Raw genomic sequence first — 15,285 nt, forward strand, 5'->3', positions numbered from 1 at the left:
TGGCCATTTTCGTGCGCCCTGACAGTGCACCCCCATTGACATCAACCCTCTTTTGACAGTTACTCTCATTTCATGGTTACTGTCACTCAGGACGATGGCGTACGGCGCGACCCGCGCCGTTGGTGGGCCCTCGGGGCCCTGGTCGCGAGCATGCTCACGCTCGGCTTCGACACGACGATCCTCAACGTCGCCCTGCCGACGATGGCGGGCGAACTCGGCGCCACCACCGGCCAGCAGCAGTGGATGGCGGACGCGTACGTGATCGTCTTCGCCGCGCTGATGCTCCCGGCGGGACTGCTCGGCGACCGGTTCGGACGGCGGCGGATGCTGGTCGTCGGACTCGGGATCTTCCTGGCCGGTTCCGTGATGGGCTCCCTGGCCGACGACGTGAACTGGGTCATCGCGGCCCGCACGGTGATGGGCCTCGGCGCCGCGCTGGTCATGCCGCTCGCCCTGTCCGTGCTGCCCTCGCTCTTCGGACCCGACGAGCGCACCAAGGCCGTCGGCATCATCTCCGCCGCCTCGTCGCTCGGTCTGCCGCTCGGCCCGATCATCGGCGGCTGGCTGCTGAACCACTTCTGGTGGGGCTCGGTCTTCCTGGTCAACGTCCCGATGGCCGCGATCGGCATCGCCGCCTGCGTCTTCCTGCTGCCCGAGACCCGCGACCCCGCCTCCCCCAAGGTCGACGCCCTCTCCACCGCGCTCACCGCCGCAGGCCTCGGTGCCCTCATCTACGCGATCATCGAGGCGCCCGGCCGCGGCTGGGGTGACCCGCTGATCGTGGGCATGCTCGCTGGGGCCGCCGTTCTGATCGCCGCCCTGGTGCTGCGCGAGCGGCGCGTGGAACGCCCCATGCTCGACATGTCGCTGCTCACCCAGCGCGGGTTCCTGTTCAACACGATCGCGGCGACCCTGGTCATGTTCGTCCTGTCCGGCCTGCTGTTCGTGCTGCCGCCGTATCTCCAGGCGGTGCTCGGCCACGACGCCTTCGGCACCGGCCTGCGGCTGCTGCCCATGATGGGCGGCCTGATCATCGCGGCCCGGGCCGCACAGCCGGTCGTCGCCCGGTTCGGCTCCCGTGCGGTGGTCAGCGCGGGACTGGTGGTGCTGGCCTTCGCCGCGCTGCTCGGCAGCCGTACGACGGTCGACTCGGGCTACGGCTTCACCGCGCTGTGGCTGTCCATCACCGGATTCGGCTTCGGCTTCTCGGTCGTCCCCGCGATGGACGGCGCCCTCGGCGCCCTGCCCCGCGACCGGGCCGGCAGCGGCTCCGGGCTCCTCATGACGACGCGCCAGGTCGGCAGCGCGATCGGCATCGCCCTCCTCGGCAGCCTGCTGGCGAGCACCTTCCGGGACCGTCTCGACGTCACCGCGCTGCCCGCGAAGGCGGCCGACACCGCCGGGGAGTCCGTGGTCGCGGCCCATATCGTCGCTCAGAAGGCGGGCTCGGCCGACCTCGTGGCCTCCGCGAACAGCGCGTACGTCCACGGCATGGGCCTGGTCCTGCTGGTGTGCGGCGTCGCGGCCCTCGTCACCGCCCTGCTGGCCGCGGCGTTCCTGCCGAACACCCCGGTCACGCACGCCACGAAGGAGGACGCGGACCCGGCCATGGCAACCGTCGTGGCGGATGCCGGACAATGAGCAACATGACGGCCGCACCCTCCCCCTTCAGTCCCGCCGACCCCCCTCAGCTGGGACTCCGCGAGCGGAAGAAGATCAAGACCCGCGAGGCGATCCGCACCGCGACGTACGCACTCGTCAGGGAACAGGGGTACGACGCGACGACGATCGAGCAGATCGCCGAGCGCGCCGAGGTGTCGCCGTCGACCGTCTTCCGCTACTTCCCCACCAAGGAGGACATCGTCCTCACGGACGAGTTCGACCCGCTCATCATGGAGGAGCTGCGGGCCCGGCCCAAGGACGAACCATGGATGAACACCCTCAGGTACGTGATGCAGAAGGCCATCCGGCTCGGCATCAAGGACGACCCCGAGGTGTCCCGGTTGCGGACCCATCTGATGGTCCAGGTCCCGGCGGTGCGCTCGCGGATGATGGAGAGCATGTCGGTCACCGGCAACATGCTCTGCCAGGCGATCGGCGAACGCACCGGCCGGGACCCGGACAGCCTGGAGGTGCGGGTCTACGCGATGGCGATCATCGGCGGCCTGATGGAGACGTCCCTGTACTGGGCGGAGAACGACCACCGGGACGACTTCAAGGACCTGGTGGACCGCACGATGGACGTCCTGGAACACGGCCTCTCCACCGAAAACCCCTGAGGCGAGGGCTCTCCGGCATGACATCCTGACCCGGTGAACGGACCGGAGATCCATGTCGCCTTCGCCCCCGAGCTGGGGCTCTTCGTCCCGCACCGGCGGCGATCGGGCGCCACGGCGATCGTCACCGACGGCTCCTCCACCCTCGGGCATGTCGTCGAGTCGCTCGGCGTCCCGCTGACCGAGGTGGGCGCTCTCGTCGTGGACGGCGGCGAGGTGCCCGTCTCACACATCCCCGCGGCCGGCGAAAGCGTCGACGTACGGGCGGTCGAGCGCCCGCAGCGGGTGCCCGGTGCCCCGCTCCGCTTCCTCCTCGACGTCCACCTCGGCACCCTCGCGCGCCGGCTGCGCCTCCTCGGGGTCGACACGGCGTACGAGTCGACGGACATCGGCGACCCGGCCCTCGCCGCCCGCTCCGCCGCCGAACGGCGCGTGATGCTCAGCCGCGACCGGGGGCTGCTGCGCCGCCGCGAGCTGTGGGCGGGCGCGTTCGTCTACAGCACCCGGCCCGATGACCAACTCCGGGACGTGCTGGGCCGGTTCGCACCCGAGCTGCGACCCTGGACGCGCTGCACCGCCTGCAACGGCCTGCTCAAGGAGGCCACCAAGGAGCAGGTCGTGGACCAGCTGGAGGGCGGCACCGAGCGGTCCTACGACGTGTTCGCGCAGTGCGAGGAGTGCGGGCGCGCCTACTGGAAAGGCGCGCACCACGACGACCTGGAAGCCATCGTGGGGCGCGCCCTCGCCGAGTTCGGAAGCCAGACTAGCGACGCCTGAGGTCCTTGGCGCCGCAGGCCAGCCCGTCCCTGTTGGGATCGAGACCCAGTGGGTCGTCCTTGCCGTTGACCTTCAGGCGTCCGTAGTCGTTCGTCTTCAGCCAGGCGCAGCGCGCGGCCGTCGTCTTCTTGACGCCGTCCGGGAAGACGGTCGGCACGCAGACGTTGATCGTGCCGTAGTGCCGGTCGCAGCCGGAGATCGTGGTGCTGACCTTCTGTGAGGTCCGCTTCTTGCCGCCCTTGGTGACCGTGCCCTCCAGGGAGTCGGCGAAGGAGTGGACGTGCGCCGAGGCGGTGTCCGTGGCCAGGGCGGCGGGGCCCTGGAGGTGCACCCACTTGGCGACCGAGGGCACTCCGTTGGCGTCGACCCCGAAGAGCATGTACCAGCCGGGCGGGGCCATGTTGGGGTTGCTCGTCACGTTCAGGTCGACGTTGTTGCCGTCCACCGACAGCGGCAGGTCCACGAAACGCTGGTTCGGGTCGGAGGAGTGCGTCACCGCGGCCGGGCGGATCAGCTCGGCCTTCACGATGGGCCGGTCGACCGTGATGCGTTGCGTGTCCCCGTACACCCACTCGTTGTCGATCACCGAGGTGATCGTCGGGCGGGTGCCCTTGAGGAGGTAGGGCGGGGTGTAGAGGGACACGTTGTGGTTCCAGGTGCCGTTGCCCGGGTTGTCGCCGGTGGCCATCACCCGGCCGTCGGGCAGCAGGAACGCGGAGGAGTGGTAGCCGCGGGCCTCGGGGTCGGCGGCCACCGGGTCGAAGGTGGAGGTCGCCGGGTCGAACATCGACGCCTCGAAGACGGGGTTGGCACGATTGTGCAGGCCACCGCCCGTCTCCAGCACCTTGCCGTCCGGCAGGAGGACCGCGGAGACGTACATCTTGCCCTGGTCGCCGGTCTCGGCGACCTTGCCGTTGCCGAGGTCGACCGTGCCCTGCGGGATCCGCGGGCCGACGGTGTACGTCGGGTTCGCGGCCTTCAGGTCGATGATGTCGGTGAGCCGGTTCGCCTCCGGGTTGGAGTCGATGTTGCCGCCGCCGAGCGTCAGCACCTTCTGGTCCTGGGCCGGGGGCAGCAGCACGCTCGCGGACTGGTCGCGCTCGTCCTTGCTCTGGAGCCCGGAGATCGCCGTGACGGTGTTCGCGTCGTAGTCGTAGATCGCCGAGCCCGTGCCCGGCGTGCCGTTGCCGAAGACATGGCTGCCCGAGTAGAAGAGCCGCCCGTCCTGCATCAGGATCATCGACGGATACAGACCCCAGTACGACCACGTCTGGTTGACCTGTGTGAACGGCAGCCACTGCTGCTGCGCCGCCGACCAGCGCTCGGCCGTCACCGAGCCGGTGGAGTCCTCGCGCAGCCCGCCGAACGAGATGACGTCACCGTTGCCGAGTTCGGTGGCCGACGGATACCAGTGGCCGTCGTTCAGGTCGTTCGTCTTGCTGTAGGTCTCGGTGACCGGGTCGAAGATGTACGAGTCCTTGTACCCCTCGTAGCCGTGCCCGCCGGCGACCGGGAACGCCTTGTTGCCGCTCATCACCAGTACCCGCCCGTCGGCGAGCTGGACGTGACCGGAGCAGAACATGTCCTTCGGCGTGGGGATCACCTTGTACGTGCCGTTCACCGGGTCGTAGACCGCGCTGGTGAACGTGCCCGCGTCGAAGTTCTCCTCGCTGTTGCCGGACCCGGCGATCAGCAGCACCTTGCCGTTGTTGAGGACGACGGAGTGCATGGAGCGCACCGGGTTCTGTGTGGGCAGCACGTCCCAGCGGCCGTTCGCGCACTCGTCGGCGGTGGCGGTGCAGGTGGCCGGTGGGATCGGGTCGGAGACCTGTTCCATCGTGTAGTCGTCGGTGGTGGCCGAGCCGGTGCCGTACACCGAGACGCCCCAGGTGATGCGGTCGGTACCGGCCGGGACCGCGGGCGTACGGACGCCGGCCTGCGTCCAGCTCGCGGCCATGTCCAGCGTCTTGAGGTCGGTCCAGTACTGCCAGCCCGCGGTGGTGTCGTGCCGGAAGAGGGTGATCGAGGCGTCGGGCGTCGTCGTCTTGTACCAGAGCCCGAGGTCGTACTGCTTGCCCGCGGTCACCACCGGCGCGCAGGTCGCGGACTCCGTGATCAGGGCCTTGCGGTCGCCGTCCACGCGCCGGGTCAGCGTGACCTTCATGGCCTTGGCGCCGGAGTGGGAGTCGGCGACGGTGGAGAAGGTGAAGTCGTTGTCGCCCCAGCCTGACTTCTCCCAGCAGTACGGCATGCCGTCCGTGCCGCCGGTCTCGAAACCCGGGTTGGTGACGAGGTTGGCGGCGGAGGCGGGCTGCGGCGAGACGAGCAGCAGCCCGGCCGCCAGGCCCGCCACGGCCAGCAGTGAGGTTCTGCGTCTGGGTCGTACCAGGTGTTTCACGCGGCTCTCCTTGTTGTGCGGCTCCCGCCCGGGGCCTCATTGCTGCGGCGCGGCAGATAGACCAGCGCCTCGGTGCCCACGAAGCGCAGGACGAAGGTCGTCACCAGGGCGAGCGCGGTGGCGGACAGGGCGCCCATCCCGAAGTGGCCGACGAACAGGGCGATCAGCGGGATGCGCAGCACCAGGTCGGCGTTGGCGAGCAGCGCGAACCGGCCCACCCGGTCCCACCAGGTGCGGTGTTTGCGGCGCTCGCGGAACAGCAGCTGCTCGATGAGCAGGAAGTTCCAGGCGACGCCGAGCTGGTTGGCGAGGATCTCGGCCGGGACGTAGTGCATGCCGGCGGCGGTGAGCGCGTACAGGCCGAGGAGGTTCGGCAGGAAGCCGGTGGCGCCGATCAGGCCGAAGACCACCATCCGGGCGACCGGCGAGGCGGTGCGCAGCCCGACGAGATGACGCAGGAACCGGAAGCCCTCCTGCGCGGTCGACTTGGACTCGCCGGCGAACCGGTCCTGGAAGACGAAGGGCACCTCGGTGACCTGGCGGGGGCGGCTGCGCACGGCGAGTTCGAGGAGGATCTTGTAGCCGAGCGGCTGGAGGACGTCGGCGGTGACCGCGCTGCGGCGGATCGCGAAGAAGCCGCTCATCGGGTCGCTGATGCCGCGCAGTCTGCGCGGGAAGAGCGTCTTGGTCAGCCAGGTCGCGCCGCGTGAGACGGCGATGCGGTAGCCGCCCGCGAGGCCCTCGCGGCTGCCGCCCTTGATGTACCGGCTGGCGACGACGAGCCCGGCGGCGGACCGCTCCCCCGAGGCCACCAACTCCGGCACCAGGGAGGGCGGATGCTGGAGATCGCCGTCCATGACGACGATCCAGTCCGAGCTCGCCGCCTTCAGCCCCTCGACGACGGCGCCGCCGAGCCCGCCCACGGGTTCCTCCCGGTGCAGCACGGTCACCGGGAACGGGCAGTCCTGCGCCTCCCGGGAGATCACCTCGGGGGTGTCGTCCGTGGAGTCGTCCACGAAGACGACCTCGCAGGGCAGCCGGGAGGGCACCGACTCGGTGATCCGGTGCAGGAGTTCGCGGATGTTCGCGGACTCGTTGAAGGTCGGGACGACGATGGTGACGGCGCCCGGTTCGGGCACCTCGACCGCCCTTACGGCGGGATCGCCGAGCTCCCCGGGGACAGTGCTCTCGAAGCTGCTCATCGACCGCCTCCGGACGTCGCCGTCGTCATGGTGTTTCCCGTGCTGCCGTCGATCTGCCGGATCTCGATCCGGTCCGCGCCCTCGCCGAAGGTGGCGACCGGCGTCGAGTGCTCGATGGCCGCCTTGACGTTGGGCAGGTCGACCGCGTCACGCCGCACCGTCGGGGAGGCGACGACGTAGTTGATGTCCCTCCAGCCGCGCGGCATCGTCTTGGTCACCGCGGGGTCGAGGTCCGCCTTGTAGAACCAGATGACGCCGAGCCCGGGCCGGTATCCGTCGTGGACGAGGTCGAGCCAGAGGGCGTCGTCGACCAGGACCCGGGTGTCGGCCGGGTTCTGGACCTCGGTCTTCAGCCAGGTGGCCGCCGCCCGGTAGGGGGCGTTGGCGTCGGCGGTCACGGCGGTGTGGTCGCCGTCGTACCAGCGGGGCAGGACGTAGAGCGCGGCGACCGCCACGAGCGCGGCCGCCGTCACCCGCCGTCCCCAGGTGACGTACGACTTCTCCGCCTCGCTCCGCCATCTGCGCAGCACCAGATGGGCGAGGCTGGCGGTGCCTCCCGCGAGGACCAGCGCGAGGAACGGCAGCGCCTGGATGACGTACATCGCGGGCAGATAGCCGCCGGGTCGCAGCGCCACCAGGGCGAGGATCGCCACGGTGAGCGCGGGTCCGGCGAGGGCCCGGGCGGTGACGGACCAGCGCCAGGTGGCCAGGAGCAGCAGCGCTCCGGCGAGACCGCCGATGATCAGCACCCGGTCGTAGTAGAGCCAGGAGTGCAGCACGCCGTACGAGCCGGAGCCGGGGTCGAGGATGAAGCCGGAGCCGGGCCGGCTCATCTGGTACGTGATGCCGCCCCAGAGCGAGACATGGCCCGCGCCCGGGAACAACTCGCCCTTGAGAAGGGCGAACAGCGGATACGCGAGGCCGATCAGGGCGCAGGCGGTGATGGCTCCGGTGAGGGCGAACTTGCGGGTGTCGCGGTGACCGTGGCGCCACATGGTGACCAGGAGCGCGGGCAGGACGACGAGCATCGTCTCCTTGGTGAGCACGGCGGCCGCGGCCGCGATGCCCGCCCCGAAGTGGTGCCACAGGTGGCGGCTCGGGGACGCGGCCAGGCAGAACGCGAGCAGCGTCCACATCACCGCGATGTTGTCGAGGAAGATCTCGCGCTGGAGCACCACCGACAGCGGCGAGAGCCCGAAGAGCACCATCGCGAGGCCCGCCGCCCAGCGCGGCAGCGAGAGACGGCGCGCGAGGACGTACAGGAGGACCGCGCTGACGGCGCTGACGGCGAGCATCGCGACCCGCATCGAACCGACCGTCATCAGCGAGGGGCTGATGTGGGCGGGGATCCAGGTCAGTGCGGCTATCTGAATCCAGCCCAGCGGGGGGTGGTCGTACCAGTACGTGTAGTGCGCGAGGCCCTTGCTCTGCTGTACGGCCCACGCCTGGGCGAGGTAGGTGCCCTCGTCGTCGCTGAGGGTCGGGTAGTCGGTGATGTTCCAGCCCTGCACGGCGATGATCGCCAGCAGCAGAACGCCGCACAGCAGCAGGTCGGCGCGCGAGGTGCGCAGCCGCCGGAGCGGCGGGTGGTCGTGGACGATGTCGGGCGCGTCGGGTCGCTTCGCGGGGACCGTGGGCATGGTCACCGCGGGAAGTGTCGAGGTCACGCGGGAAGGTCCTCTCGGGACTTTCGGTACGTTGCTGAATGTTCGGGCCCAAGGCCTGCGGCACCAGGGCATACGGAACCAAGGCCTTCCCGCCGGACGGGACGTCCGACAGGAGGCCTCAGGCCCTAGTGGGTCGCTTCGGCCTCGGCGAGGTGCGCACCGACATGACTGGTCAACTCCCAGTCGTTGCGGCCCCTTTGCTCACGCCAGACGGCACGGACGGCCGCACCGGCGAGAAGCACCTGATAGAAGGGGCCACCGACCACGAGCTTCAGATAGTGGACGAACCGGACGCGGAGCCCGTACTGCTTGCCGAAGTCGTGCAGTCCGACGAGCTCGAAGACGAAGGTGACCAGGGCGGTCACGGCCGGCAGGAAGGTGATGAAGGCGATCCCGACGGGGACGTCGAGGAAGAGCGCGATGGCCACGTTGAGCGGGATGACCACCCCGGAGACGGCCTGCAGATACGGCGTCATGAGCGTGTAGCGGGCGAGCAACCGCTGCCCGAAGCCCGGCAGTTGCTTCCAGTCCCTCTTGCGGTAGACCTGCAGGAAACCCTGGTTCCAGCGGGTGCGCTGCTTCATCAGCGAAACCAGGCTGCCCGGGGTCTCCTCCCGGGTCACCATGTCGGAGTCGTAGGCGACGACGACCTTCTTGCCGACGCTGGAGAGCCGTACACCCAGGTCGCAGTCCTCGGCGAGGCACTCGGGGTCCCAACCGTCCGCTTCCCGCAGTACGTCCGTCCGCACGAAGACGGTGTTGCCGCCGAGCGGGATGAAACCTTTTTGCGCATGCAGGTGCAGCCGCGAGCGGAACCAGAAGAAGTACTCGAGGCAGTTGCGCAGGCTGTACCAGCTGGAGTTGAAGTTGATGAGCTGGACCCCGCCCTGGACGACGTCCGCACCCGTCGTGCGGAACGCGTGGTCGACATGGGCGAGCAGCTCCGGGTGGACCTGGTCCTCGGCGTCGAAGACCCCGACGACGTCGCCGCGGCAGTGCGGCAGCGCCGTGTTCATGGCCTTCGGCTTGTTCTTCTTCTCGTGGTGGTCGACGACGACCCGCACCCGCTCGTCGCGGGCCGCGGCCCGCCGGGCGACCTCGGCGGTCTCCGGATCGTCGTGCCCCACGATCACGATGATCTCGAAGTCGGTGTGGCTCGACTCCAGCAGCCGCTGGATGGTGTGGTCGAGCACGGCCTGCTCGTGGCGGGCCGGCAGCAGCAGCGAGAACGCCAGCCGGTCATCGCCGTCCGGTCTGCTGAAGCGGGTGGACGCCAGCACCTCGGGTGTGCGCCACGCGTGCATCTGCCACCAGAGAGTGAACGCCGCCATCCAGAACAAGGCCAGTGAAACGGCAGCAATAAAGACAGACGTGAGCAACAGATCCCCCCAGATCCCAAAACCCCCAGTCGCGACGAAGTGTCACATCCGCCGCGTCACGGTGCAGAGACTATGGGTGAACTGTGAAGCGCGCAGGCTGTTCTGGTGAAGAGCATGTTTCATCACAGTCGGATCATTTGCTGAACAATTCGAACAGTCATCGCGTTTCAACCAGTTGATGAACAGGCGGATGATCTGCGTTTCAGCCGCTCAGAGCCGTGCGAAGCCGGTCGGGATCGGTCGTCGGGGCGTCACAAGTGAAGTTACGGCAGACGTACGCGGCCGGTTCGCCCTGGACGAGGGGGCGGTCGACGAGGAGCGGCAGCTCGTCACTCTCCGGAGCGCCTACGGCGACCACGGCACCCGGCGCGGTACCGAGCAGCGCCGTCCGGTGCAGGGCCTTGGTCAGGGGATGCCCGTCGGGCCCCACGACCGCGACCTCACGCGGCCCGTCGAGCAGCGCCTCCGCCACCGCGAGCCCCCAGCCGATGAAACGGGGAGCGCGCGGCCCGAGCGCCTTCACGACGCCCAACGCCCTTTCGGCGGCCGTCCGATGGGGTGCGGCGCCGGTCTGGGCGGCATAGCTCAGCAGGGCGCCGGCGGCCGCGCTCCAGCCGGAGGGCGTAGCGTTGTCGGTGGGGTCCTGGGGCCGGCGGATGAGCCGCTCGGCGTCGGCCGCGGTGTCGTACAGCGCCCCGGACTCGGGATCGGCGAACTGCACGATCACCTGGTCCAGCAGGAAGCCGGCGAATTCCAGCCACACCCCCTCCCCGGTGACGGAGGCCAGCGCGAGGAACCCCTCGGCGACGTCCGCGTAGTCCTCCAACACCCCCGCGTTGGCCCCGACCTGCCCGTCCTTGCTGGTACGGGACAGCCGTGCGCGGTCGTCCATGTGCAGCCGTACGAGGAGATCGGCGGCGGCGATCGCGGCGTCCACGAGGTCGGGACGGTCGAAGTAGGCGCCGGTCTCCGCGAGGGCGGCGACGGCGAGCCCGTTCCAGGCGGCGACGACCTTGTCATCGCGCCCCGGAGCGGGCCGCTCGGCCCGCGCGGCGAGCAGCCGACGGCGCATGCCCGCAACCCTCTCCGCATCGAACACCCCGTCCTGCTGCGGAAGTTGCAGCACGGACGCCCCCTCTTCGAAGGTCCCCTCCTCCGTCACCCCGTAGTACCGCACGGCCAGTTCGGCGTCCTGCTCACCAAGAACGTCGCGGAGCTGCTGCGGGGTCCACACGTAATACGCGCCCTCGACGTGCTTGCCCGTCCCGTCATCGCTGTCGGCATCGAGCGCGGAGGCGAACCCGCCCTCGTTCGTGCGCAGTTCGCTCACCATGAAGTCGGCGGTCTCGAGGGCGACACGACGGGCCAGCTCGGAGCCGGTCGAACGCCAGAGATGCGCATAGACACGACACAAAAGCGCGTTATCGTACAACATCTTCTCAAAGTGGGGCACAACCCACTCGCGATCAACGGAGTACCGCGCGAACCCCCCGCCCAACTGGTCGTAGATCCCGCCCCGCGCCATCCGCTCACAGGTGTCCCGCGCCATCTGGAGAGCACCCTCGGAACCGGTCCGGGCGTGGTGCCGCAACAGGAACTCGATCACCATGGACGGCGGGAACTTGGGCGCGCCCCCGAAGCCGCCGCGCGAGGCGTCGTACTCCCGGGTGAGCCCGAGCAGCGCCCCCGCCAGCTCCTCCTCCCCCGGCACCCGATCGTCCCCGAAGCTCATCTCCCGCCCCGCGAGATCCCGCACGATCTTCCCCGCGACCTCGGCGACCTCGTCCCGCCGATCGGTCCAGGCCCCGCGCACCCCCTCCAGCACCTGCCGGAACGACGGCATGCCGTGCCGGGGCGCGGGCGGAAAGTACGTCCCGAAATAGAAGGGCTCGGCCTCCGGCGTGAGAAACACGGTCATGGGCCACCCGCCCTGCCCCGTGGCGGCCTGCACGGCCTCCATGTAGACGGCGTCGACGTCGGGCCGCTCCTCACGGTCGACCTTGACGCTGACGAAGTGCTCGTTGAGGTAGGCCGCGGTCGCCTCGTCCTCGAAGGACTCGTGAGCCATGACATGACACCAGTGACAGCTGCTGTACCCGACACTGAGCAGCACGGGCACACCCCGCGTCCGCGCCTCCTCGAAGGCCTCGGCCGACCAGGGCCACCAGTCGACGGGGTTGTCGGCGTGCTGGAGCAGGTAGGGGGACGTCTCGTGGGCCAGTCGGTTCGGCATGGGTCCATCCTGCCGCAGTACCCGGCCCCTGACGCGCCGGGCGCAACCACCCATTGATCGCGTCGCGCCCTCGCGCTCACGCCCCCCACGAAGGACACTGGAAATCAAAGGAGTTGCCGCTGGAGGGGGACGTGACATGCGGGAAGGCCATCGGGCGGAAGCCGAGCGGCTGTTGACCCGGGCCGTGGAGGAAGAGGTGCGGCGCTCGGGCGGGCGCGGCGACGGAGCCGTGTTGCTCTCGCGGGCCCGGGCCGCGCTCGACACCATGGCTGAGGCGGCCGCCGACGAGTACGCGGCGTACACCCGCGCTCTGGACGAGGCGGATGCCGGGCAGCTGACGTTCGGGCAGCGGTACGCCCGCGAGGGCGCCGGAACTCCCCTGCTGGTGGCGGTGGTTGCCGCCGTCGCCGCCTGCTCGGCGGACCTGGCGCTGGGCACGGGCGCCGGAACGGCCGTCGGCGTGGGGGCGACCGTCGCCGTGGTGGGCGCGGCGGCCACCGTGCTCAAGGTGACCGCCTCGCACGTACCCGCCGCGAGCCGCCGGGCGGGAGCCCTGGGCCAGCCGGGCGGTCCGGAACAGTTGCGGCTCCAGTGGCTGACGGCGCTGGAGGTACGGGGAATCCGGCCCTTCCTCGACCAGCAGCGGGTCATCATCGCCTCCGCGGCTGCGAAACAGGGCGCGCCCCAGCTGCGGCGCACCGACAAGAGCGCCGCCGCCCGCAGACGCAACGTACTGGAGCAGTCGTTCGGGCAGCTTCCCGAGCCGGCCGACCCGTTCACCGGGCGCCGGACCGAGCTGTCCCGGGTGGCGCAGTGGGTGCACGCGGCCCGCGCCAGCACCGAGACGAAGCCGACCGTGGTCGTCCTGCACGGCGCCCCCGGCTCCGGCCGCAGCACCCTCGCGATCCGGGCGGCGCACAGCCTGAAGGACCAGTTCCGCGGTGCGTGCGTGGTGGACCTGCGCGGCGACAGCACCGAGGAGCCGCCCCTCACCACCCGCGACGCCATGCTCCACCTCCTCAACCGGCTCGGCGCACCCCGCGAGCAGCTCCTCTTCCGTGAGCGTTCCTCGCAGGACCAGCAGGTCAGACGCCTCAGCGAGCTGTACCACCAGCACCTGACGGGCTTGCCGGTCACGATCGTGCTCAATGACGCGAGCGACGCCGAGCAGGTCCGCACCCTGGTCCCCGAGCGCTCGGAGAGCCTGGTCCTGGTCACGGCCCGCAAACCGCTCGACCTGCCCGCCGACCTCCCCGCCTGGGTGCACCAGCTCCCGGTCGAGGCGCTGGACGCGGCGGGCGCCGAGGAACTGCTGAACGCGGTGGCCCAGGAGAAGCCGGACCCGTACGACGCCGAAGCCTGCGACCAGGTGCGGGAGCTGTGCGGCAGTCTCCCCCTCGCCCTGCGCATCGCGGGCTCCTCCCTCGGCCCGCGCACCCCGCGCCAACTGGCCTCCGGCCTCGGCGCGTACGGCCCCGTGGAGCCGGTCGAGCGCGTGCTGTGGCTGCGCTACACGGACCAGACCGACGCGGCGCGGCGGCTGCTGCGCCGACTGGCGCTGGCGGGCCGCGCCTCGCTCGGCGCCGCCGCGGCGGCCTCCCTGCTGGCGACGGACGAGCAGGAGGCCACCCGCCACCTGACCGCGCTCGCCCAGGCGGGCCTGATCGACCACGTCCGCGGCAGCCGCTACCGGCTGCACGACCTCGTCCGGGCCTTCGCCCAGGCACGGCTGCTGGACGAGGAGGAGCCGGCCGAGCGGACGGCGGCGCAGGAGCGCCTGATCGTGAACTACGCGGAGCTGGCCGACTCGGTGATCCGCCTGGTCGACGGCAAGACGTCGACCCGGGCGGATCAGTTCGGACCGCACGGCTTCACCTCCCTCGACGCGGCCCTGCGCTGGCTGGACGACGAGTCGAGCTTCATCACGGCGGCCCTGCGCCAGGCGGAAGGCGTGAACCAAGCGGCCGTACTGAACCTGCTCGGCGCCCTGTGCGACTACTGCCTGCTGCGCGGCGACCTCTACCGCCTGGGCGAGATCAGCGAGTTGACGCAGGCCGTCGACCAGGGCCTGCTGGTGCGCTCGGTGCAGTGGCGCACCGGCATCGCGGCCCGCCAGCTCGGCGAACTGGACAAGGCCCACACCACCCTGTCCTCCGTGGTGAACCTCTACTTCGAGGCGCACCACGACGCGGGCGCGGCCCGGGCCCTGGGCTCCCTGGGCATCACCCTCCACCACCAGGGCAACCTCACCGACGCGGCCGCCAAGCTCCAGGAGGCCATGGACCTGCAGGCCTCCCCCGAGCTGGCGACGGACCGCGCCTGGACGATGCACGCGCTGGCCGCCGTGGAGCGCGACCGGGGCCATGTCGCCCTCGCCCTGAACCTGCTCACCGAGGCCCTGGTCCTGCACCGCGAGGGCGAGTCCGTGCACGGCGAGGCGTGGGCCCACTTCCAGCTCGGCCAGCTCGGCCTGCGGATGGGCGACGTGCCGCGCGCGGAACGGGAACTGCGTGACGCCCTCGACCTGTACGGCCGTACACGCGATGCCCGAGGCGAGGCCTGGGCCCTGACCCAGCTCGCCCGCGCCCGCCTCGTCGACGGCGACCCCTCCACCGCGGTCGACGGTCTGCGCCAGGCGGTCTCCCGGCACCGGGAGAACGAGGACGCGCGCGGCGAGGCATGGACGGTCTACTACCTGGGCCAGGCCCTGGAGGAGACCGGCAATCTCGACCAGGCGGTCCGTGAACTCGAGCGCTCCCGCACGATGTTCTCCCGGATGCGGGACGTGTACGGGCTCGCCTGCGCCCGCCATCACTCGGCGCGCGTGACCCGCGACCAACGGGCCGCTCAGACCGGTTCCCTGCGCAACTCGGGCTTCGCCCGCCAACTCCTGGTGGACGCGCGCGCCGACTTCCAGCGCATCGGCGTGGCCCACGGCGAGGCGTGGACCTGCCTGGAGCTCGCGGTGGTCGACGCCGGCAACGCCCGTACGCCGGGGGCCCTCGCCCTGTGCGACGAGGCGGCGGGCCTGTTCGCCTCGTACGGCGACCGGCGCGGCGAGGACTGGGCCAGGTTCCTGAGGTGCACCCTTCTGCCGTACGCCTCCCCTGGCGGCCTCGAAGTGGGCAGCGCCGTCGCCCAGGAGGAACTGGCGCAGCTCTCCCGCACCGGCCATCCGCTGCGCGACGGAAAACTCGACGACTACGTGGAGGCGTACCAGCTCTTGCTGGAACGGGGGGTCGACCTGGACGCGGGATGGCAGGCTTGGCGCCTGAGAATGGTGCCGAACCGGCATGCCCGGGAGGTCATGGGGGTGCCGGTGACCGCGGCGCGCTAGCGCGGTGGGGATGGTG

At 70.6% G+C, this 15,285-nt stretch carries 9 protein-coding genes; 4 read left to right on the top strand and 5 right to left on the bottom strand.

Going from position 1 to position 15,285, the window contains the following annotated elements:
• Positions 1-72: 72 nt before the first annotated feature.
• From OG568_RS20315 to OG568_RS20325, 3 genes are read left to right on the top strand one after another with little or no spacing between them, the layout of a single operon-like run.
• Positions 73-1,641 carry a DHA2 family efflux MFS transporter permease subunit gene (locus tag OG568_RS20315; RefSeq protein WP_329532611.1) on the top strand — a complete coding sequence of 523 codons (1,569 nt, stop codon included), beginning with the start codon at positions 73-75 and terminating at the stop codon, positions 1,639-1,641.
• 5 nt (positions 1,642-1,646) lie between these two features.
• Complete coding sequence (locus OG568_RS20320; RefSeq protein WP_443075194.1) at positions 1,647-2,279, top strand: TetR/AcrR family transcriptional regulator; 633 nt, start codon at positions 1,647-1,649, stop codon at positions 2,277-2,279.
• A 33-nt stretch (positions 2,280-2,312) separates the two neighbouring features.
• On the top strand, positions 2,313-3,053 hold the full coding sequence (locus OG568_RS20325; protein WP_329532612.1) for a Mut7-C RNAse domain-containing protein: 741 nt from the start codon (positions 2,313-2,315) through the stop codon (positions 3,051-3,053).
• Here the strand turns inward: OG568_RS20325 and OG568_RS20330 are convergent.
• The 5 genes from OG568_RS20330 to OG568_RS20350 all read right to left on the bottom strand — a co-directional run bounded on the left by OG568_RS20330 (position 3,040) and on the right by OG568_RS20350 (position 11,932).
• A complete protein-coding gene (locus OG568_RS20330) occupies positions 3,040-5,442 on the bottom strand; it encodes a galactose oxidase early set domain-containing protein (RefSeq protein ID WP_329536394.1) in 2,403 nt (800 codons plus the stop codon). The genes OG568_RS20325 and OG568_RS20330 overlap by 14 nt on opposite strands.
• Positions 5,443-5,447: 5 nt before the next feature.
• Positions 5,448-6,653, bottom strand: coding sequence for a glycosyltransferase family 2 protein (locus tag OG568_RS20335; RefSeq protein ID WP_329532613.1), 1,206 nt, complete (start codon positions 6,651-6,653; stop codon positions 5,448-5,450).
• Positions 6,650-8,320, bottom strand: coding sequence for an ArnT family glycosyltransferase (locus OG568_RS20340; protein WP_329532614.1), 1,671 nt, complete (start codon positions 8,318-8,320; stop codon positions 6,650-6,652). Before OG568_RS20340 ends, OG568_RS20335 begins: the two co-directional genes overlap by 4 nt.
• Positions 8,321-8,445: 125 nt before the next feature.
• Positions 8,446-9,699 (bottom strand): glycosyltransferase, encoded by a 1,254-nt coding sequence (locus OG568_RS20345; RefSeq protein ID WP_329532615.1) that lies wholly within the window; start codon positions 9,697-9,699, stop codon positions 8,446-8,448.
• A 202-nt stretch (positions 9,700-9,901) separates the two neighbouring features.
• The gene (locus OG568_RS20350) at positions 9,902-11,932 is read right to left on the bottom strand and encodes a thioredoxin domain-containing protein (RefSeq protein WP_329532616.1); all 2,031 of its coding nucleotides are present in this window, start codon (positions 11,930-11,932) and stop codon (positions 9,902-9,904) included.
• A gap of 136 nt (positions 11,933-12,068) precedes the next feature.
• On the opposite strand from OG568_RS20350, the gene OG568_RS20355 reads away from it, so the two are divergent.
• Positions 12,069-15,269, top strand: a complete 3,201-nt coding sequence (locus OG568_RS20355; RefSeq protein WP_329532617.1) for an NB-ARC domain-containing protein — start codon at positions 12,069-12,071, stop codon at positions 15,267-15,269.
• The last annotated feature ends 16 nt before the right edge of the window (positions 15,270-15,285 follow it).

The organism is Streptomyces sp. NBC_01450, assembly GCF_036227505.1.
Taxonomy (GTDB): Bacteria; Actinomycetota; Actinomycetes; order Streptomycetales; family Streptomycetaceae; genus Streptomyces.

Coding starts and splice junctions, on each gene's coding strand:
- OG568_RS20315 (WP_329532611.1), top strand. CDS start 73: ATGGTTACTGTCACTCAGGACGATGGCGTACGGCGCGACCCGCGCCGT.
- OG568_RS20335 (WP_329532613.1), bottom strand. CDS start 6,653: ATGAGCAGCTTCGAGAGCACTGTCCCCGGGGAGCTCGGCGATCCCGCC.
- OG568_RS20320 (WP_443075194.1), top strand. CDS start 1,647: ATGACGGCCGCACCCTCCCCCTTCAGTCCCGCCGACCCCCCTCAGCTG.
- OG568_RS20350 (WP_329532616.1), bottom strand. CDS start 11,932: ATGCCGAACCGACTGGCCCACGAGACGTCCCCCTACCTGCTCCAGCAC.
- OG568_RS20355 (WP_329532617.1), top strand. CDS start 12,069: ATGCGGGAAGGCCATCGGGCGGAAGCCGAGCGGCTGTTGACCCGGGCC.